The organism is Herbaspirillum sp. C7C2 (genome assembly GCF_022627865.1).
Taxonomy (GTDB): Bacteria; Pseudomonadota; Gammaproteobacteria; order Burkholderiales; family Burkholderiaceae_D; genus Herbaspirillum; species Herbaspirillum frisingense.
The window spans coordinates 39,358-58,758 of the sequence record NZ_JABXGI010000014.1; the positions used below are offsets into that span (position 1 = coordinate 39,358).

The following is a 19,401-nucleotide window of genomic DNA, read 5'->3' on the forward strand; positions in this document are numbered from 1 at the left end:
GGCTTTTTTTGTTCCTCCAGGCCGGTGGCGCGAGGTTCTCAGGCCAGCGCTTCCAGGCACAGGGCAATCCCCTGGCCACCGCCGATGCACAGCGACACCACGGCGCGCCGCTGGCCGGTGCGCTGCAGTGCGTGGGCGGCCTTGGTGATGAGGATGGCCCCGGTGGCGCCGATGGGGTGACCGTGGGCGATGGCACCACCGTCGATGTTGAGGATGTCGGACGGAATGTCCAGCTCACGCTGCACCGCCAGCGCGATGGCGGCAAAGGCTTCGTTGATCTCGAAGCGGTCCACCTCGCCCAGGTTCCAGCGGGCGCGGGCCAGCGCCTGGCGGATCGCCGGCACCGGTCCCAGGCCGAACATGCCCGGCTCCACGCCACTGACGGCCGCTGCGCGCACAACCACCAGCGGGGCAAGGCCCAAAGAATCGGCGGTCTCGCGGGTACTCACGATCATCGCCGCCGCACCGGCATTCACGCCGGGCGCATTGCCGGCGGTGATGCTGCCATCCTTGCGGAAGGCCGGTTTCAGGCGGGCCAGCGATTCGACCGTGGTGTCGGGGCGCACGGACTCGTCCTGGTCGAAGATCTGTTCACCTTTCTTGCTGGTGAGGGTAATGGGCAGGATCTCGCGGCTGAAGTAGCCGGCCGCCTGGGCGGCGGCGAAGCGCTGCTGGCTCTGCGCGGCGTAGCGGTCCTGCTGCTCGCGGCTGAGGCTGAACTGCTGCACCAGGTCTTCGGTATGCCAGCCGGAATGCTTGCCGGAGAAGGCGTCGTTGAGGCCGTCGCTGAGGATGGCGTCGATCACCGCGCCATCGCCCATGCGCATGCCGGCACGCGCCCCGGGCAGCAGATAGGGGGCGCGTTCCATGTTTTCCATGCCGCCGGCGATGACACAGCGCGACAGCCCGGCGCTGATCTCGCCCAGTGCCGTCACCACCGCCTGGGCGCCGGAACCGCAGACGCGGTTGATCGCCATGGCCGGGGTCTCGACCGGCAGACCGCCCTTGATCGCGGCCTGGCGGGCCGGGTTCATGGCGTTGCCGGCCTGGATCACATTGCCCATCACCACCGAATCGACCACTTCCGGGGCGATACGGGTGTTCTGCAAGACAGCCCGGATCGCCTGGGCGCCCAGCTCCACGGCGGGGACGTCCTTCAGACTGCCGCCAAAGCTGCCGATCGCGGTGCGACGCGGCGAACTGATCACGATTTCCTGCTGCATGGCCTGCTCCTTCCTCACAAGTCGTTCATCACCCATGCCCCGCCTGCGACCACCCGACGAGCGGCGCTGACAGGCAGCGGCACACCGTTGCCATTCCGACAAGAGGCCGGAGGGCAACTTACTTTCATAATGCAACTTACTAGATGCTATCACTGCGGACGCAGATTGGCATCTCGTAGTTTTGCTGTTGCCGGCGTGGGGTCGGTAAGTCAGGAGGAGGGCCCGCCGTCGAACGACGGCGGGGGATGGCGCAGCCGAGAGCGCCTCAGTCGGTGCTACGCGCGGCCGGATGTTCGGCCAGCGGCACGAAGGTATTGCTGGCGGCATCCAGCGCCAGGATGGAGCCGGATTCGATGTCATAGACCCAGCCGTGCAGCGCCAGGCGGCCCTGCGCCAAGGCCACCGCCACCGAGGGATGGGTGCGGATGTTGTTCAGCTGGGCGATCACGTTCTCGCGCACCATGCCGTCGATACGGTCCTTTTCGGTGGCGTGCGGACGGGATTCGTTGATCATGCGGGCCGCATCCGTATGGTGCAGCCAGTTGCGCACGGCCGGCATGTGATCCAGGCAGGCACAGGTCGCCACGGCGGTCATGGCGCCGCAGTCGGAGTGGCCGCAGATGACGATGTCGGAGACCTTCAGCTGCGCCACCGCGTATTCCACCGTGGCACTCACGCCGCCCGGCTCGGGGCCGAAGGACGGCACGATGTTGCCGGCGTTGCGGATGACGAACAGGTCGCCCGGTTCGCGCTGGGTGACCAGCTCCGGCACCATGCGGCTGTCCGAACAGGAGATAAACAGGGCCTTGGGCGTCTGCCCGGTGGCCAGGGTCTTGAACAGCTCCTTGCGGGAAGGGAAGACGTCCTGCTGGAAGCGCAGGAAGCCATTGATGATGTCGCGCATGGGGGAATGCCTTGGTCTGGATGATCAACAGCCGGCATTATCGCCCGGAATCGCAATCGACGCCTTGGCAAGTCGGCAATGCTCGACCGAACGAAACCTGCACGGACCGCCGGCTGCTTGGTTTTCCCTTCTCTTCCCTGCCCGCCTCAAGCGGCCGCCAGCTGGTACTTGCGAATCTTGTCGTAGAGCGTCTTGCGCGGAATCCCCAATCGTTCGGCGGCCACTGCCACGCTGCCCTCGCTGTCCTTCAGGGCGGCGGCGATGAGGCTGGCTTCGAACTGTTCCACCTGCTCCGGCAAGGGGGACGCCGGCAGGTCGCCGGCAGGCGCACCAAGGCCGGCGATCTGCTCCACGCCCAGCACCCAGCGGTCGGCGAAATTGCGCAGCTCGCGCACGTTGCCGGGCCAGTCGCGCTGTTGCCACTGCTGCATCTGCGCCGCCGTCCAGGGGGGCGACTCGCGCCGGTAACGCACCGCCGCCGCCTGGCAGAAATGCGCCAGCAGCAGCGGGATGTCGCTGCTGCGCTGGTTCAGCGCCGGCAGGTCGATGGAAACCACGCCGATGCGGTAGTACAGGTCTTCACGGAACTGGCCCTCGCCGGCCAGCTTCAGCAGGTCGGCCTTGCTGGCGGCGATCACGCGGCAATCGATGGCGACCGACTCGTTGCCGCCCAGGCGCTCCAGGCGCCGCTCCTGCAGCACGCGCAGCAGCTTGACCTGCAAGGCCAGCGGCATGCTTTCGATCTCATCGAGGAAGAGCGTGCCGCCGTCGGCATATTCCAGCTTGCCGATGCGACGCTTTTGCGCACCGGTGAAGGCGCCGGCTTCGTGGCCGAAGATTTCGCTCTCGAACACGGTTTCCGGCAAGGCGCCGCAATTGAGGGCCACGAACGGCCCCTTGCGGCCGCTGGCGGCATGCAGCTGGCGCGCCACGACTTCCTTGCCGGTCCCGGTCTGGCCGTTGATCAGGACATCCACGTCGGCCGGCCCCAGGCTGCGGATAAGCGTGCGCACGCGTTCGATGGCGGGCGACTGGCCGACCAGCGGTGGCAGTTCCGGGTCATGCGCCCAGGCTTCGCGCAGGCGGCGGTTTTCCAGCACCAGGCTGCGCTTTTCCTGGGCGCGCAGGGCGATCTCCAGGAGGCCGTCCGAACTGAAGGGTTTTTCGACGAAGTCATAGGCGCCGGCACGCATGGCCTCCACCGCCATGCCGACGTCGCCGTGGCCGGTGACCACGATCACCGGCAGGTCGGGGTCGATGGCCACCACATGCGCCAGCACCTGCAGGCCGGACCAGCCCGGCAGGCGCACATCGGTCACCAGCACGCCAGCGAAGTCGCGGGTCAGCAAAGGCAGGGCCTGCTCGGCGCTGGCGCAGGCGGTCACCGTAAAACCCTCCAGCTCCAGCGCCTGGGCGGTGGCGTGGCGCACGGCCTGCTCGTCCTCGATCAGGATGGCGCTCTGGGCGCCGCTTTGTCTGTCCATCAATTCTCCGTCTTCAACAGGGGCAGGCGCACCACGAATTCGGCGCCGCCTTGTTCATGATTATGCGCGCTCAACTGACCATTCATGGCTTGCACGATCGATGAGGAAATCGCCAGTCCCAGCCCCAGGCCCTTGCTGGAAGACTTGGTGGTGAAGAAGGGTTCGAACAGGTGCGGGGCCACCTCGTCGGCGATGCCGGTACCGGAATCGCGGATGCGCAGCACCGCCTGGCGCTGGGCGTGATCGACCTCCAGCAGCACGCAGACGCATTTGCGCGGCGCCTCTTCGACGGCATCCAGGGCATTGCGCAAGAGATTGATCAGGACCTGCTCGGTGCGCACCGCGTCGCCGGTGACGTGGACGGCTTCGCGCAGTTCGATGCGCACTTCGACGCCCTGCTTCTCGAAGTCGCCCGACAGCAGCAGCACCGAGGCCTCGATGGCCTGGCGCAGATCGACCGCCACCGGCGCATCGCCGCTCTTGCGCGCAAAGCCCTTCAACTGGCCGATGATGCGGCCCATGTGGGCGCTGGCGCTGCTGATGTGTTGCAGGTTTTCCGCCACCTGGGCCTGCTGGCCACGGGCCAGGAACTTCACCGAATTGTCGGCAAAGGCGCGGATCGCCGCCAACGGCTGGTTCAGCTCGTGTGTGACGCCGGCCGCCATCTGTCCCAGCATGGCCAGCTTGCCGGCCTGGACCAGCTCGTCCTGGGTGCTGCGCAAGAGGCTTTCGGTCTGCTGCAGCTTGGCGTACTTGGTGGCGATGGCCTGGTTGGCGGCGGTCAGTTCTTCGGTGCGCTGGGCGATGCGCTGGTCCAGTTCCGCGGCGGCGCGGCGCAGGGCATCGCGGGACTCCAGCCGCTCCTGCAGGCGGCGCCGGTGCTGGTACCAGGCCAGCAGCGAAATGGCCAGCGCCAGCATGAACAGGGCGGCGGCCATGGTCGAGAGCATGGCCGTGCGCTGCATGCGCGCCTGCGAGGGAAACAGCATCAGCTGCCAGCCCAGCCGCCCCACCGTGCGCGAGACGTGGGTGCCGAAGCCGCGCTGCAGGGCCGGTGGCAGCGCCGTCACCGGAGTGATGGGCAGGTCTGCATATTGGTGGGTGCCGGCCAGCTCCTGCTGCACCGGCGCGCTCAGGGCCTGCAGGCTGTGGTATTTCCATTCCGGCCGGTTGGAGAGGAAGACCACGCCGCCAGCATCGGTCAGGGTGATCGGATCGCTGCTGCTGCGCCAGGTATGTTCGAATTCGGCCAGGTCCACCTTGACCACCATGACGCCGATGGGCAGGTCACCCTCGGCCTGGTCCTGGCGCCGGTAGATCGGTTGCGCGATGAAATAGCCCGGCTCGCTGGAGATATTGCCGATGCCGTAGAAGCGCCCTGCCCGCCCCTGTACCGCCTCGCGGAAATAAGGGCGGAAGCCGAAGTCGCGCCCGACAAAGCTGAACTCATCGTCCCAGTTGCTGGACGCCAGCGTCAGTCCCCGGCGATCCAGCATGAAGATATTGACTGCCCGGGATTGCTGCTGGATGGTCTTGAAGGCGCGGTTCAGGCGGTCCACCGCCAGGGCGTCCTCGGGATGCTGCAGGACCTGGCGCACATCGGTCTGGAAGCCCAGGGCAAAGGGCAAGGCCTCGTACTTCTGCAGGATCGATTCCAGGTCCAGCGCGGCGATCTGCAATTGCGCCGCGCCCATGTTCTGCTGGTCGGTCGCCGCCTTGCGCAGGGCTACGCGATAGGTGATCCCGCATACCAGCAGCGTGGTGGCGAAGAACAGGATCAGGATCAGCAGGTTGCGTCTGGCTCGCATGCGTTCGAAATGACAGGTCCGCGGGGATAAAAGCAGCGCGGCGCCCCGCTGGGCGCCGCGTTGAAGGCCACATGATAACGCGACAGCCGAAGCTGCCGCGCTGAACCTGCGCTGATACTGGCGTTACACCAATCAGGCCGGCTTGTGCAGCTTGCCGGGCTCGGCGGTGTCCTGCTCGTCCGGGTTCATGGCGACATCACCCTTGAGGTGGCCATGGCGTTGCGGGTCGGGCATGCGCAGGCTGATGATCAGGGCCACCAGGCACAGGGCGCTGACATACCAGTAGAAGGCCGATTCCACGCCAGCCGACTTCAGCGACAGCGCCACGAACTCGGCCGAACCGCCGAAGATGGCGTTACCCACCGCATAGGACAGGCCCACGCCCAGGGCACGCACTTCGGGCGGGAACATCTCGGCCTTGATCAGGCCGCTGATGGAGGTGTAGAAGCTGACGATGGTCAGGGCCAGGATGGCCAGCGCCATGGCCACGCCCGGGCTGCTCACGTCCTTCAGGAAGTGCAGGATGGGGAAGGTGCCGATCATGCCGAAGAAGGCGAAGCAGAGCATGGAATTGCGACGGCCGATCTTGTCCGAGATGGCACCGAAGATCGGTTGCAGGATCATGTAGACGAACAGCGCGCCGGTCATGACGCCATTGGCGACCTTGGGGTCCATGCCAGCGGTGTTGACCAGGTACTTCTGCATGTAGGTGGTGAAGGTGTAGAACATCAGCGAACCACCGGCGGTGAAGCCGACCACGTTCAGGAAGGCGCGCTTGTGCTGCAGCAAGCCCTTCAGGGTGCCGGCGTCCTTCTTCTTGCGTGCACCGGCCGACGAGGTCTCGGCCAGCGAGCTGCGCAGGTACATCGCCACCAGCGCACCGACCGCGCCCAGCACGAAGGGAACGCGCCAGCCCCAGGCCATCAGCTCGGCCTTGGTCAGCCATTGCTGCATGCCGAACAGCACCAGCACCGCCAGCAACTGGCCGCCGATCAGGGTCACGTACTGGAAGGAGGCGAAGAAGCCGCGACGACCATTGGGCGCCACCTCACTCATGTAGGTGGCCGAGGTGCCGTATTCACCGCCTACCGACAGGCCCTGGAACAGGCGTGCCAGCAGCAGCAGGGCCGGGGCCCAGGCGCCGATGGTGGCGTAGGTCGGCATCACGGCCACGGCCAGCGAGCCGCCGCACATCATCAGCACCGAGATCAGCATGGAGGTCTTGCGGCCATGCTTGTCGGCGATGCGGCCGAACAGCCAGCCGCCGATGGGGCGCATCAGGAAGCCGGCGGCAAACACGCCTGCCGTGTTGAGCAACTGGCTGGTGGGGTCGCCCTTGGGGAAGAAGGCCGGCGCGAAGTAGATCGCGCAGAAGGAATAGACATAGAAGTCGAACCATTCGACCAGGTTGCCCGAGGATGCGCCGAGGATGGCGAAGATGCGCTTGCGGTACTCTGCCGCGCTCAGTTTGACGTTGTCGCTCATGGATATCTCCTGTGTGGGCCGCTCCTTCCCGGCGCTGGCGCGTCGGTCGTGCGGCGGGTCATCTTGCTTTTGGTGGAACCGGAACAAGGCAATCAGGAGAGCGACGCAAGCAGCCGTCAGGGTGTGGACGATGCTGGCCCGCATCAGAGGTCTGTCTCCGTTTTTGCTTTTGTTTTGTGGCTCTTATTGCAGACTTCGTGCCAAGAACCAGGCAGGGCCTCGAAAACACGTAAGTCATTGATTTAATTGCATTTTCATTTCTGGATCAGGGAAAAACGTGCAGAAGTCCGGGCGGATTCCCGGAATGCTGCCGCGCCGCATGTCCGGGAATCCATCCTGACCACCCCGCTGGATGGGACGAAAAAAAACGGCGCATGTCGGTTCGACATGCGCCGCTTTCACGGTCTTGCGCTTGAATCAATGCACCACCAACGCGCCATCAACGCGCCATCAACGCTCCGACAGCGCATCCATGACGCACAGGGCGGTCATGTTGATGATGCGGCGCACGGTGGCCGACGGCGTCAGGATATGCACCGGCTTGGCACAACCCAGCAGGATGGGGCCGATCGCCACACCGTTGCCCGATGCGGTCTTGAGCAGGTTGTAGGCGATGTTGGCGGCATCGATGTTGGGCATGACCAGCAGGTTGGCGTCACCCTTCAACGGCGAATCCGGGATCACTGCATGCAGCAGCTTGGATTCGAGCGCGGTGTCGCCGTGCATTTCGCCATCCACTTCCAGGTCCGGTGCGATCTCGCGCAGGATGCCCAGCGCTTCGCGCATCTTGCGGGCCGATTCGCTGTTGCTGGAACCGAAGTTCGAGTGCGACAGCAGGGCCGCACGCGGGTGCAGGCCGAAGCGACGCATTTCCTCGGCAGCCAGCATGGTGATCTCGGCCAGCTCGCGGGCGTTGGGGTTTTCGTTGACGTGGGTGTCCACCATCACCAGCTGGCGATTGGGCAGGATCACCGCATTCATCGCGGCATAGACATTGACGCCTTCGCGCTTGCCCAGGACCTGGTCGATGTAGTGCAGGTGCAGCTGGGTGGTGCCGTAGGTGCCGCAGATCATGCCGTCGGCATCGCCCTTGTGGATCGCCATGGAGCCGATCAGGGTGTGGCGGCGACGCATTTCCAGCTTGGCGTACTGCTCGGTGACGCCCTTGCGACGGGACATCTCCAGGAAACTCTGCCAGTAGTCGCGGTAGCGGTTGTCGAAGTTGGGGTTGATGACCTCGAAGTCGGTGCCGGGGCGCAGGCGCAGGCCGAACTTCTTGATGCGCTGTTCCAGCACTTCCGGACGGCCCACCAGGATGGGCTTGGCCAGGTTTTCATCGACGATCACCTGCACCGCGCGCAGCACGCGCTCTTCTTCGCCTTCGGCGTAGACGATGCGCTTGTTGGCTTCGGCGGCCTTCTTGGCGACCTGGAAGATCGGGCGCATGAAGGTGCCGCTGTGGTAGACGAACTGTTCCAGCTTCTCGATGTAGGCATCCATGTCCTGGATCGGACGGGCGGCCACGCCGGAGCTCTCGGCAGCACGCGCCACGGCCGGCGCGATCTTGATCATCAGGCGCGGGTCGAAGGGCTTGGGAATGATGTATTCCGGGCCGAAGGACAGGTTGGCGATGCCATAGGTGGAGGCCACGATATCGGACTGCTCGGCCTGGGCCAGCTCGGCGATGGCGTGGACGGTAGCGATCTCCATCTCGCGGGTGATGGTGGTGGCGCCCGAATCGAGCGCACCACGGAAGATGTAGGGGAAGCACAGGACGTTGTTGACCTGGTTCGGATAGTCCGAACGGCCGGTGGCGATGATGGCGTCGTCGCGCACGGCCATCACTTCTTCCGGCAGGATTTCCGGGGTCGGGTTGGCCAGGGCCAGCACCAGCGGACGGGCCGCCATCTGCTTGACCATCTCCGGCTTCAACACGCCTGCAGCCGACAGGCCCAGGAAGATGTCGGCATCGGGGATCACTTCGGCCAGGGTACGGGCATCGGTTTCGCGGGCGAAACGCTCCTTGTCCGGGTCCATCAGTTCCTTGCGGCCCTTGTAGACCACGCCGGCCAGGTCGGTGACGTAGATGTTCTCGATGGGGAAGCCGAGGTCGACGATCAGGTCCAGGCAGGCCAGCGCTGCCGCGCCCGCGCCGGAGACCACCAGCTTGACGTTCTTGATGTCCTTGCCGACCACCTTGAGGCCGTTCAGGATGGCAGCGCCGACGATGATGGCGGTACCGTGCTGGTCATCGTGGAAGACCGGGATCTTCATCTTCTCGCGCAGCTTGCGCTCGATGTAGAAGCACTCGGGGGCCTTGATGTCTTCCAGGTTGATGCCGCCGAAGGTCGGCTCCAGGGCCGCGATGACGTCGATCAGCTTGTCCGGATCGGTTTCGTTGATTTCGATGTCGAAGACGTCGATGCCGGCGAACTTCTTGAACAGCACGCCCTTGCCTTCCATCACCGGCTTGGAGGCCAGCGCACCGATGTTGCCCAGGCCCAGCACGGCGGTGCCGTTGGTGATGACGGCCACCAGGTTGCCACGGGCGGTGTAGCGGAAGGCGTTCAGCGGGTCGGCCACGATTTCTTCGCAGGCCGCGGCCACGCCGGGAGAATACGCGAGGGAGAGATCACGCTGGTTGGTCAGCAGCTTGGTGGGCGTGACCGCGATCTTGCCCGGGGTCGGAAACTCGTGGTAATCCAGCGCTGCCTGACGAAGTTGCTGACGCACTTCTTCTTTCTTACTGATCATCGAATCCATAACTCTGTATTCTCTAGTTGACTTGCGAAGGGGGTCGATTCTAGCAGAGGTCGGCCCTCAATCATAGGCCGACGGCCTTATGCTGCCCCGCGCAAAGCCTTTTCGGGACTGGCTTTGCGGCGTTTCACCAATGGCACATGATGTTCGCGAACATGGGCTTTCAGCGGGCAGATGACGTCCGGTTACCGTGTGATGTGCGCATTTGCGCACAGCTTGATTTCCGGCACGACAGGCTGCCACCGCCTCCCAATGACGGGTATTGGGGAAAACCCCTAGACTTTGAGGAACACATGGGACCAGGGCCTGCTCACATTTAATCTACGAGTGCGAGAGGTCGCCAAGCGTTGACTGCCTAGGCGCAGCGACGCGCCGTAGTGGTGCTACGGCAAGGAGCTGCAACAACGGCAGGCGACGCTTGGCGCCAACGCATCTCGCAGATTAAATGTGAACAGGCCCTAGCCTTGATAGCGCCCTCCCGGCCAGCTCTCGCTGCACCGCAGCAATTCACAATGCGCACGCATGGAGTGACGGATATTGTGCGCCTGAAGCCATGACGGATTGGTTACAATCGGCCCCATGCTTTCCGAATTCGAACTCATTGCGCGCTATTTCAGCCGCCCACCCGCCCCCGACAGCCGCACGGCGCTCGGCGTGGGGGACGACTGCGCGCTGATGACACCGGCACCGGGCATGCAACTGGCCATTTCCAGCGACATGCTGGTCGCCGGCCGCCACTTCTTCCCCGATGCCGATCCCGCCACGCTGGGCCACAAGTGCCTGGCCGTGAACCTGTCCGACCTGGCCGCCATGGGGGCGCAGCCGATCGCCTTCACGCTGGCGCTGGCCCTGCCGGAAGCCCGCGCCGAATGGCTGGCGCCGTTTTCCCGGGGCATGCTGGCGCTGGCCGATGAACATGGCTGCGAACTGATCGGCGGCGACACCACCAAGGGTCCGCTGACCATCAGCATCACCGTGTTCGGCGAAGTGCCGCCGCAGCAGGCGCTGCGCCGCGACGCCGCGCGCGTCGGTGACGATATCTGGGTCTCCGGCAGCCTGGGCGATGCGCGCCTGGCACTGGCCGGCTATCGCCGCGAATTCAGCGACGACCAGGCCGTCAATGCGGAAGAACTGGCCGTCGCCGCGCCGCGCATGCACGCACCGACCCCGCGCGTGGCGCTGGGCCTGGCCCTGCGCGGCATCGCCCACGCCGCCATCGATATCTCGGATGGCCTGGCCGGTGACCTCGGCCACATCCTGACGCGCTCCCGCGTCGGCGCGACGCTGGACGTGGACGCCCTGCCGCCCGGCCCGGCGCTGCAGCAGCGCGACCTGCACCTGCGCCGCCGCTTTACGCTCTCCGGTGGTGACGATTACGAACTCTGCTTCACCGCTCCGGTACGCCAGCGCGATGCCGTCTACAAGGCCGCGCAGGCCGCCGGCACGCCGGTCACCCGCATCGGCAGCATCGATGCGGCTGCCGGCCTGCGCCTGCTGGATGCGGCAGGCGAACCCCTGCAGGACACGCCGGATTCCTTCGACCATTTCCGTTCATGAACCAAGCTGCCACGCCCTTCCCCCCGCCGCCCCCACCCGCCCCGAAGAAACGCAAAGCGACCGCGCATTTCATGCTGGCCCATCCGGCCCACTGGATCGCCCAGGGTTTCGGCAGCGGTCTCTCGCCCATCATGCCCGGCACGGCCGGCACGCTGTTCGCCTGGCTCTCCTTCGCGGTGCTCTCCACGCGCTGGCCGCATGTCTTCACGGCCGGCAACTGGCTGGCCATCATCGTGGCCGGCTTCATCATCGGTATCTGGGCCTGCCATCGCACCGGCCAGGCACTGAACTCGCCCGACGACGGCAGCATGGTGTGGGACGAGATCATCGCCTTCTGGCTGGTGCTGGTACTGGTGACGCCGGCCAGCCTGAAGACGCAGTTCGCGGCCTTCGTGGTGTTCCGCTTCTTCGACATGGTCAAGCCGCCGCCGATCGCCTGGTTCGACCGCCGCTTCAAGGGCGGCTTCGGCGTGATGTGGGACGACATCCTGGCCGCCTTCTATACCCTGCTGGTCTTTGCCTTCTGGCGCGCCTACTGGTAAGTGAACAATCAGCGCTTGTCCGATACAACAAGAGCCGACATCGGAGTATGCTAGTTCGCGCAAGTTGATCAACCGACCGTGGTCCGCCCCGCACGACGGGCCGAGACAGCGGCACAGCCGAGGATGACACTCATGGACAGCACGATAGACCTAGCCACCCGCGTGGGCCAGACTCTCAAAGCCAAGGGCCTGCTGCTCGCCACTGCAGAATCGTGTACCGGCGGCGGCATTGCCCACGCCATCACGGAGATCGCCGGATCGTCGGAATGGTTCGACTGCGGTTTCGTCACCTATTCGAACGCTTCCAAGAATGAACTGCTGGACATTTCCGAAGCCCTGATCGCCCAGCATGGTGCCGTCAGCGAGGAGATCGCAGGCGCCATGGCCGAGGGCGCGGTGGCCAACAGCAGTTCGGACCTGGCCGTCTCCACCACCGGCATCGCCGGCCCCGGTGGCGCGGTGCCGGGCAAGCCGGTGGGTACCGTCTGCTTCGGCTGGCGGGTAGGCGACAAGACCTATACCGAGCGCCTGGTCTTCAAGGGCGACCGCCAGCAGGTACGCGCGCAGACGGTGGATCATGCGCTGAAGGGCTTGCTCAAGTTGCTGGCAGACTGAATGCGGTCGGACTGAATCCGGCCCCATCAAGACAAAGGCGGCGCTCCATCGGAGTCGCCGCCTTTTTCATGGCACCGTCGCTTCAGGATCAGCGGAAGCGGTTGATCGCGTCACGCGTTTCGATGGCCACGCGGCGCGCGGCCGCGGCGAAGTCTTCACCTTCCTGCGGCTTGGCGTACAGGATGGCGCGCGAGGAATTGATCATCATGCCGGTGCCGGCGGCGGTCCTGCCGGATTTCACGGTGGCTTCGACGTCCCCGCCCTGGGCGCCCACGCCCGGGACCAGCAGGGGCATGTCACCGATGATGGCGCGTACCTGCGCCAGCTCGTGCGGGAAGGTCGCACCCACCACCAGGCCGCACTGACCGTTGGTATTCCACTTCTCGGCCACCAGGCGCGCCACGTGCTGGTACAGCGGCTTGCCATCGACTTCCAGGAACTGCAGGTCCGAACCACCGGCGTTGGAGGTGCGGCACAGCACGATCACGCCACGATCCTTCCACTCCAGGTAGGGCGAGACCGAGTCCCAGCCCATGTAGGGGCTGACGGTGACGACATCGGCGTCATAGCGCTCGAAGGCTTCGCGGGCGTATTGTTCGGCGGTAGCGCCGATATCGCCGCGCTTGGCATCCAACACCAGGGGGATCTCGGGATAGTTGCTGCGCAGATAGGCGCAGATGCGCTCCAGCTGTTCTTCCGCACCCAGCGCGGCGAAATAGGCGATCTGCGGCTTGAAGGCACAGGCGGCCTCGGCGGTGGCATCGATGATGGCGCGGCAGAATTCGAAGATCGCGTCCGGGCGGCCTTGCAGCTCGGCCGGGAATTTCTTGAGGTCGGGGTCCAGGCCCACGCACAGCAGGGAATTGCGCGAAGTCCACGCAGCGTTGAGTTTCTCGATGAATGTCACGGTGGTGCCTTTAACTGAAAGATGCGCTATTGTAGCGCGCCGGCATGGCCCGATCTCGATATTTGACTGATGTTCAGCGGTTTTCCCGGAACATCGGGCACTTGGCGCGGATTTTCCGGTCTCATGCGCTCTCATTGCTTCACTTTTGCTACGAGGAAAGACAACATGAAAAAACTCTTCGCCTGGCTGGCCGTCGCCATGACGGCCCTGACCCTCTCCGGCTGCGGCTATAACGAGTTCCAGGCCAAGGACGAGGCCACCAAGGCCGCCTGGGGCGAAGTGGTCAACCAGTACCAGCGCCGCGCCGACCTGATCCCCAACCTGGTCAACACCGTCAAGGGCTATGCCTCGCACGAGAAGGACACCCTGGAAGCCGTCACCCGCGCCCGCGCCGCTGCCACCAGCTTCCAGATCACGCCGGAGGTGCTCAATGATCCGCAGGCCTTCGCCAAGTTCCAGCAGGTGCAGGGCGAGCTGTCCTCGGCGCTGTCGCGCCTGATGGTGGTGTCGGAGAACTACCCGCAACTGAAGGCCGACGCCAGCTTCCGCGACCTGCAATCGCAACTGGAAGGCACCGAGAACCGCATCACCGTGGCCCGCCAGCGCTATATCGCAGCGGTCAAGGACTACAACATCCTGGCGCGCAGCTTCCCCACCAACCTCACCGCCAAGCTGTTCAGCTACGAGGTCAAGCCGTCCTTCACGGTGGATAACGAAAAAGCCATCTCGACCGCCCCCGCGGTCAACTTCGGCAAGTAATCTGCCCACCCCGGTCCGCCATGCGCAAGCTGCTCATCACCTGCTGGCTGCTGATCCTCCTGCCCCTGGCTGGCCTGGCCCGGGCCGATGACGGCCTGGTTGCCGTGCCGCCCTTGTCGTCCCACGTCATCGACCAGATCCACCTGCTGCAGCCGCAACAGCAGCAGGCCCTGGAAGGCGTGCTGGCCGAGATCGAGCAGCGCACCGGCAGCCAGATCGCGGTACTGCTGATGTCCTCCACCGCGCCGGAAGCCATCGAGCAATACAGCATCCGCGTGGCCGATGCCTGGCAACTGGGCCGCAAGGGTGTGGATGACGGTGTGCTGCTCATCGTCGCCCGCGACAATCCCAAGTCGCTGCGGCGCCTGCGCATCGAAGCCGGACGCGGCGTGCAGGGCAGCCTCACCGATGCCCAATCCAAGCGCATCCTGGAAGACGTGATCGCACCGCATTTCCGCCAGAACGATTTCTACGGCGGCCTGGCCGCCGGCGTGACTGCCATCACCACCCTGCTGGAACAGGAAAAACTGCCCGCCGCCCAGCGCCACACCGGGCCTGCGCAGACCGATGACGGTGGTGGCTGGTTGACGCTGATGGTGATCGTGCTGTTCCTGGTGGTGTTCTTTGCCATGCTGCTGAAGTCGCGCCGCGGCGCCCGCAACACACTGGACAACAACGACTGGGGCCGAGGCCGGGGACGCGCCACCACGGCCGGCGTCATCATCGGCAGCATCCTCGACGAAGCGGCACGCCAGGCCGCCTCCGGACGCGGCTGGCCGCGCTCTGGGGGTGGCGGTGGTGGAGGCTTCGGCGGCTCCTCCGGCGGTGGCGGGTTCTCCGGCGGTGGTGGCAGCTTCGATGGTGGCGGCGCTTCAGGAGACTGGTGACATGCCTCACAACACTCCATCCCCTTCCCTGCCGGTGCGCCTGCTGCGCCATCTGCGCAGCACCCGCACCACGGCGCGGCGTGCCTTCCCCTCGACCACGCTCAAGGCCATCCAGGCCAGCATCGGCGAAGGGGAGCAACGACACCGGGCGCAGGTCCGCGTGATTGTCGAAGCGGCATTGTCACTGGGTGCCGTGCGACGCGGCGAAAGCGCCAGACAACGCGCCCACGAACTGTTTTCGCACTACCGCATCTGGGATACCGAAGAAAACTGCGGCGTGCTGGTCTACATCAACCTGGCCGACCGCAAGGTGGAAATCGTCGCTGATCGTGGCATCAATCGACATGTCACCCGCGAGCAGTGGCAAGAGGTGTGCCGCCTGATGACGGCGGGTTATGCCAGGGGTGATTACGAAGCCAGTACCCTGCAAGCGCTGGCCGCCCTGCATGCGCTGCTACAGACGGCGATGCCGCGCCAGGATGACGACCGCGACCACAACGAACTCTCCGACAAGCCCCTGCTGCTGTAGACAAGCCGCCTTGGAGCTGACGCCTCAACCGTTCTCGTACACCCACTGCAGCAAGGCATCCTGCGCCTTCTGCCCATTGGGTGCGGCAGCGTGGTTGATCAGGAACACCACCACATAGGTCTTGCCCGAGGCCGCCTGCACGTAGCCGGCGATCGAGCGCACATCGTTCAGGGTACCGGTCTTGATGTGTGCCTGGCCGGCCACGCTCTGCGTCTTCAGACGACGACGCATGGTGCCGTCATAGCCCACCAGCGGCAGCGAGGAAATGAATTCCGGCATCAGCGGCGAACGGTAGGCCTGCACCAGCACGCTGGCTAGCAGCGAGGGCGTGACCCGCTCCACCCGCGACAGGCCGGCGCCATTCTCGATGGCCAGTCCATTGGTATCGATGCCCTTGTCGTTGAGCCAGCCGCGCACGACGCGTGCGGCATTGACCGTGTCGCCCGGCTGCCCGGTCATCTCGGCGCCCAGCGTAAGCAGCACCTGGCGCGCCATGACGTTGTTGCTGTACTTGTTGATGTCGCGGATGACTTCCGGCAGCGTCGGCGATTGCACCTCCACCATCAGCCGCGCCGAGGGCGTGACCACCCCGTTGACCACGCGCCCGGAAAAACTGCCACCCATCTCGGCCCACATCTGGACAAAACTGGCACCGACATACTGCGCATTGTTCATGCGGTAGGGGTGCACGTACCACACCCGCGGCCCGCAATCGGCAGCGTAGGTGCCACCGAAGCTGGCACCATTGATGTCGTTGTTGAGCATCAGCTTGCCCTGCCAGTCACCGCAAGGCTCCTGCGACAGGCGCGGGGGAGTGATGGTGAAACCGGCCATGGGCGGGTCCATGCTGACATTGACCACACCGGCGGCGGCATCCGGCTCGAAGCGGAAGGCCTGGGTACGGTAGTTCAGCAGCAAGGCATCGGGGCCGGCGTTGTAGGGCTTCTGCGGATCGCCGTCGAACTGCGAGGGGTCATAACTGGACTCGGCGAAATAGCTGCGGTCCAGCACCAGATTGCCGCGGATGTCCTTGATGCCGCGTGCGCGCAGCTGGCGCAGGAACAGCCAGAAATTTTCCAGCACCAGCTTGGGGTCGCCACCGCCCTTGAGAATCAGGTCGCCATTGAGTACGCCACCAGCCAGACTGCCATCGATGTAGGCCTGGGTCTTCCAGGTGTAGGTGGGGCCCAGCATCTCCAGCGCAGCGTCGGTGGTCACCAGCTTCATGACCGAGGCAGGGTTGAAGGGCTGGCCGACATTGCTGGACGCCAGCAGGCGCTTGCCGCTCTCGGCATCGACCACCACCACGCCGGTGTTCTGCAGCGGGATATGCGCCACGCGCAGCGCGCCCACCACCGGTGGCGGCAGACCTTGCGCAAACAGCGGCGATGCAGGCGCCAGCAGCGCGACGGCCAGCGTGAAGGACGAGAGAGAAAGGCGGCGCAGCGCAGGAGAGGAGAAACGGAACATGATCAGCGGGTCGACGGGAAGCAGGCATTATAGGGGATCGACAATGTCGCTTGCGCCGACGGGGGTGGCAGGGATCACCCCTGCTGCATCGGGACATCAGGGCGTCATACCGCCGTGCGACACTGCCATCCCACTGACAAACGGTCATCGGCGCGGGTTCCCGCCCTGCTCGAGATCAAGGCTCGCGCACACCGGGTCGATCCAGGCTTGCCTGCAATGTGGTAGTGGGGTTACGCTTGCGGACCCCTTTTTTGAATCGGTACGTACGTCATCGCACTGGCCCTGCCGTTACGCCGGGATGGCCAGCCCCGAATGGACCGGATCGAAAGAACAACAGCACACCATGCCATCCCGTTCCAACAACGAGCAGCGCGCCGGATCGCGCTCGCCGCCGACGCTGCTGCGTAGGCTGCGCGAGCTGGTCGACCCGGTGGCACTTTACCGCCAGCGCCCGGGGCGGGCTGACGACATGCCGCCGGAGGCATTGATCGGCAAGGGAGTGCGCTTCGTACAGCGCATCTATCGCCTGCGCGTGATCGGCCTGGGGGTCGGCTTCTTCTGCGTGGCAGCCGGTTTCATGCAGAATCCGGTGATCTGGCCACTCTGGCTGGCGCTGTTCGGCCACGGCTACCTGTGGCCGCACGTGGCGCGCCACTGGGCGCTCAACAGCGCCATCCCCTATCGCGCCGAGCGGCGCAATCTGGTCATCGATGCCGCCATCGGCGGCTTCTGGATCGCCGCCCTCAACGGCAACCTGATCCCCAGCGCGGTCATCATCTCCATGCTGTCGATGGACAATATCGCCGCTGGCGGCCTGCGCCTGTTCATGCGCGGACTGTATGCCAGCATCGCCGCCTGCGCGCTGGGCTGGTGGCTGCTGGATGCGCACTTCCTGCCGCAGTCGGACCTGACCACCGTCCTCGCCTGCCTGCCGATGATGGCGTTGTACCCGCTGGCGCTGGGCAAGTCCACTTATGAAATGTCCAAGAAGCTGGCCGAGCGCTCACGGGAGTTCGAGATCGTCAGCCAGACCGACGGCCTGACCCGGCTGTTCAATCGACGTTACTGGGAAAGCCTGCTGATCGCGGAATTCGAACAGCGCAGCCAGGGCGGCGCGGGGAGTCACCAGGCCTTCCTGCTGTTGCTGGACCTGGACCATTTCAAGAGCATCAACGATACCCACGGCCACCTCACGGGCGACGAAGTCTTGCGCAATTTCTCGCGCCTGCTGCGTGCTGCACTGCGGGCAGACGACCTCATCGGTCGCTACGGGGGCGAAGAATTCGTGGTCATCCTGCGTGACATCGCCCCCGCCGAAGCGCTGCAGCTCTCACAACGCCTGGTCGAGGCGGCGCGCAGCACAAATGATGAAAACAATTTATACGGTTGCACCGTCAGCGCAGGACTGGTGCCCTTCTCGGCGGACATGGAAGCCCACTTCGTCTGGTTGCAGCGCGCTGACCACGCCATGTACTGCGCCAAGGAAAGTGGTCGCGATCGCCTGGTGGTGTGGGATGCCAGCCTGGCGCGCAGGAACGCTGCACCCTGATCAGCGACCAACGGCGACGATGGTGCAGGAAGGGTAGGTCAATGGAGTGACCGGAGGAGGGGCATCTGCCCGAGGACACCGGCAGGCGAGAAAAGCAGACGCAAAAAAGGCCGATGTTTTCGGGGCCGCCACGAGACCACTGTGAAAACATCGACCTAGGGAAATCAAGGCGGGGCGATCGGCAAACTCAAAGAATAGGCTGGTTCCCTGGAAATGCCTGCACCGATGCCCCGGCCATTGCCGCAACGAGCGGCAAAGCGGGCCGCAGAAAGCCCGCTAAATTAGCACTGGCAGTGCCTCCAGTACTAAAAGGGCGAGCAGCGCGCCAAAGACCGCGCCCACTGCTCTCAAACTGGTTCGGACCATCCGTGACGCTACCGGGACCTCCCCGCACAACAACAAGCCCGCCAGGGCCATCGGGATGAAGAACATGAGGTTGTTCATGATGAGGTTGGGCATGATGCGTCTCCTGGTCGAGTTTCTTGGTCTTGCGCGTGGTGCGCGTACTCTTGATGGGGCTTGCCTCGTCTGGAGTATAGGTCGCACGACATGGAAGACAAGGCAGCAGCGGGAACAATCGGTGCTGCACAGCAGCGCAGGCACCGCCCGGAGATGCCCGCCCGGCGGCCCTGACAAAGAGCTGACAGCCCACACCGCATCTGTTGCACATGCACAAATTTTTGGCAAGATTGGGTGAATTGCCTTGACCCTGTTTTCTGCGCGGGCGTAGAATTCGCCCGTTCTCATTTTCTGGAGTCCCTCTCATGGGCACTTGTTCGGGTGACAGTTGTTGCCGGTTAATTCCGGGTTAAGCCTCAGCAAGGATTTCAGCAGGACTTCTTCCTGTCGTCATCTTGCACAAGGCAGATGACGGCATCTCATGTCGGTAGCGCGCAGCCTGTTTGACGGGTTTCCCCGCGCC

General features: G+C 64.8%; 16 protein-coding genes. 7 read left to right on the forward strand and 9 right to left on the reverse strand.

Going from position 1 to position 19,401, the window contains the following annotated elements:
- Positions 1–38 precede the first annotated feature (38 nt).
- From HWE04_RS17000 to HWE04_RS17025, 6 genes are all read right to left on the reverse strand, one after another.
- Complete coding sequence (locus HWE04_RS17000; RefSeq protein WP_241813159.1) at positions 39–1,223, reverse strand: thiolase family protein; 1,185 nt, start codon at positions 1,221–1,223, stop codon at positions 39–41.
- A gap of 265 nt (positions 1,224–1,488) precedes the next feature.
- Complete coding sequence (locus tag HWE04_RS17005) at positions 1,489–2,127, reverse strand: carbonic anhydrase (RefSeq protein ID WP_241813161.1); 639 nt, start codon at positions 2,125–2,127, stop codon at positions 1,489–1,491.
- Between the two features lie 146 nt (positions 2,128–2,273).
- Positions 2,274–3,611 (reverse strand): sigma-54-dependent transcriptional regulator, encoded by a 1,338-nt coding sequence (locus tag HWE04_RS17010; RefSeq protein ID WP_241813163.1) that lies wholly within the window; start codon positions 3,609–3,611, stop codon positions 2,274–2,276.
- Complete coding sequence (locus HWE04_RS17015) at positions 3,611–5,419, reverse strand: sensor histidine kinase (RefSeq protein WP_241813165.1); 1,809 nt, start codon at positions 5,417–5,419, stop codon at positions 3,611–3,613. Before HWE04_RS17015 ends, HWE04_RS17010 begins: the two co-directional genes overlap by 1 nt.
- Before the next feature lie 132 nt (positions 5,420–5,551).
- On the reverse strand, positions 5,552–6,904 hold the full coding sequence (locus tag HWE04_RS17020; protein ID WP_006462819.1) for an MFS family transporter: 1,353 nt from the start codon (positions 6,902–6,904) through the stop codon (positions 5,552–5,554).
- A gap of 450 nt (positions 6,905–7,354) precedes the next feature.
- Positions 7,355–9,667 (reverse strand): NADP-dependent malic enzyme, encoded by a 2,313-nt coding sequence (locus HWE04_RS17025; RefSeq protein ID WP_077238338.1) that lies wholly within the window; start codon positions 9,665–9,667, stop codon positions 7,355–7,357.
- Positions 9,668–10,243: 576 nt separating this feature from the next.
- Here HWE04_RS17025 and thiL point away from each other — a divergent pair.
- The 3 genes from thiL (at position 10,244) to HWE04_RS17040 (ending at position 12,378) form a co-directional block, all read left to right on the forward strand.
- Positions 10,244–11,221, forward strand: coding sequence for a thiamine-phosphate kinase (gene thiL, locus HWE04_RS17030; protein ID WP_241813166.1), 978 nt, complete (start codon positions 10,244–10,246; stop codon positions 11,219–11,221).
- Positions 11,218–11,763 (forward strand): phosphatidylglycerophosphatase A family protein, encoded by a 546-nt coding sequence (locus tag HWE04_RS17035; protein ID WP_039874945.1) that lies wholly within the window; start codon positions 11,218–11,220, stop codon positions 11,761–11,763. Before thiL ends, HWE04_RS17035 begins: the two co-directional genes overlap by 4 nt.
- Positions 11,764–11,895: 132 nt before the next feature.
- Positions 11,896–12,378 (forward strand): CinA family protein, encoded by a 483-nt coding sequence (locus HWE04_RS17040; protein ID WP_006462823.1) that lies wholly within the window; start codon positions 11,896–11,898, stop codon positions 12,376–12,378.
- 88 nt (positions 12,379–12,466) lie between these two features.
- Here the strand turns inward: HWE04_RS17040 and pyrF are convergent, their stop codons facing one another.
- Positions 12,467–13,285, reverse strand: coding sequence for an orotidine-5'-phosphate decarboxylase (gene pyrF / locus HWE04_RS17045; protein WP_006462824.1), 819 nt, complete (start codon positions 13,283–13,285; stop codon positions 12,467–12,469).
- A 165-nt stretch (positions 13,286–13,450) separates the two neighbouring features.
- On the opposite strand from pyrF, the gene HWE04_RS17050 reads away from it, so the two are divergent.
- Genes HWE04_RS17050 through HWE04_RS17060 form a run of 3 tightly spaced genes read left to right on the forward strand, consistent with a single transcriptional unit; the run spans position 13,451 to position 15,460 of the window.
- Positions 13,451–14,044, forward strand: a complete 594-nt coding sequence (locus tag HWE04_RS17050; RefSeq protein WP_006462825.1) for a LemA family protein — start codon at positions 13,451–13,453, stop codon at positions 14,042–14,044.
- Positions 14,045–14,064: 20 nt separating this feature from the next.
- On the forward strand, positions 14,065–14,931 hold the full coding sequence (locus HWE04_RS17055) for a TPM domain-containing protein (protein ID WP_241813167.1): 867 nt from the start codon (positions 14,065–14,067) through the stop codon (positions 14,929–14,931).
- 1 nt (position 14,932) lies between these two features.
- Positions 14,933–15,460, forward strand: coding sequence for a TPM domain-containing protein (locus HWE04_RS17060; protein ID WP_182992677.1), 528 nt, complete (start codon positions 14,933–14,935; stop codon positions 15,458–15,460).
- Positions 15,461–15,484: 24 nt separating this feature from the next.
- Here HWE04_RS17060 and dacB read toward each other — a convergent pair whose 3' ends face one another.
- Positions 15,485–16,930, reverse strand: a complete 1,446-nt coding sequence (dacB, locus tag HWE04_RS17065) for a D-alanyl-D-alanine carboxypeptidase/D-alanyl-D-alanine endopeptidase (protein WP_241813168.1) — start codon at positions 16,928–16,930, stop codon at positions 15,485–15,487.
- 343 nt (positions 16,931–17,273) lie between these two features.
- Between dacB and HWE04_RS17070 the strand changes: the two genes are divergently transcribed.
- Positions 17,274–18,479 carry a diguanylate cyclase gene (locus HWE04_RS17070; protein WP_241813169.1) on the forward strand — a complete coding sequence of 402 codons (1,206 nt, stop codon included), beginning with the start codon at positions 17,274–17,276 and terminating at the stop codon, positions 18,477–18,479.
- A gap of 276 nt (positions 18,480–18,755) precedes the next feature.
- Here HWE04_RS17070 and HWE04_RS17075 read toward each other — a convergent pair whose 3' ends face one another.
- Positions 18,756–18,938, reverse strand: a complete 183-nt coding sequence (locus HWE04_RS17075; RefSeq protein ID WP_006462830.1) for a hypothetical protein — start codon at positions 18,936–18,938, stop codon at positions 18,756–18,758.
- Between the last annotated feature and the right edge of the window lie 463 nt (positions 18,939–19,401).

Coding starts and splice junctions, on each gene's coding strand:
- HWE04_RS17015 (WP_241813165.1), bottom strand. CDS start 5,419: ATGCGAGCCAGACGCAACCTGCTGATCCTGATCCTGTTCTTCGCCACC.
- HWE04_RS17050 (WP_006462825.1), top strand. CDS start 13,451: ATGAAAAAACTCTTCGCCTGGCTGGCCGTCGCCATGACGGCCCTGACC.
- HWE04_RS17070 (WP_241813169.1), top strand. CDS start 17,274: ATGCCATCCCGTTCCAACAACGAGCAGCGCGCCGGATCGCGCTCGCCG.
- HWE04_RS17075 (WP_006462830.1), bottom strand. CDS start 18,938: ATGCCCAACCTCATCATGAACAACCTCATGTTCTTCATCCCGATGGCC.
- HWE04_RS17040 (WP_006462823.1), top strand. CDS start 11,896: ATGGACAGCACGATAGACCTAGCCACCCGCGTGGGCCAGACTCTCAAA.
- HWE04_RS17060 (WP_182992677.1), top strand. CDS start 14,933: ATGCCTCACAACACTCCATCCCCTTCCCTGCCGGTGCGCCTGCTGCGC.
- HWE04_RS17010 (WP_241813163.1), bottom strand. CDS start 3,611: ATGGACAGACAAAGCGGCGCCCAGAGCGCCATCCTGATCGAGGACGAG.
- HWE04_RS17035 (WP_039874945.1), top strand. CDS start 11,218: ATGAACCAAGCTGCCACGCCCTTCCCCCCGCCGCCCCCACCCGCCCCG.
- HWE04_RS17005 (WP_241813161.1), bottom strand. CDS start 2,127: ATGCGCGACATCATCAATGGCTTCCTGCGCTTCCAGCAGGACGTCTTC.
- thiL (WP_241813166.1), top strand. CDS start 10,244: ATGCTTTCCGAATTCGAACTCATTGCGCGCTATTTCAGCCGCCCACCC.
- dacB (WP_241813168.1), bottom strand. CDS start 16,930: ATGTTCCGTTTCTCCTCTCCTGCGCTGCGCCGCCTTTCTCTCTCGTCC.
- HWE04_RS17025 (WP_077238338.1), bottom strand. CDS start 9,667: ATGGATTCGATGATCAGTAAGAAAGAAGAAGTGCGTCAGCAACTTCGT.
- HWE04_RS17020 (WP_006462819.1), bottom strand. CDS start 6,904: ATGAGCGACAACGTCAAACTGAGCGCGGCAGAGTACCGCAAGCGCATC.
- HWE04_RS17055 (WP_241813167.1), top strand. CDS start 14,065: ATGCGCAAGCTGCTCATCACCTGCTGGCTGCTGATCCTCCTGCCCCTG.
- HWE04_RS17000 (WP_241813159.1), bottom strand. CDS start 1,223: ATGCAGCAGGAAATCGTGATCAGTTCGCCGCGTCGCACCGCGATCGGC.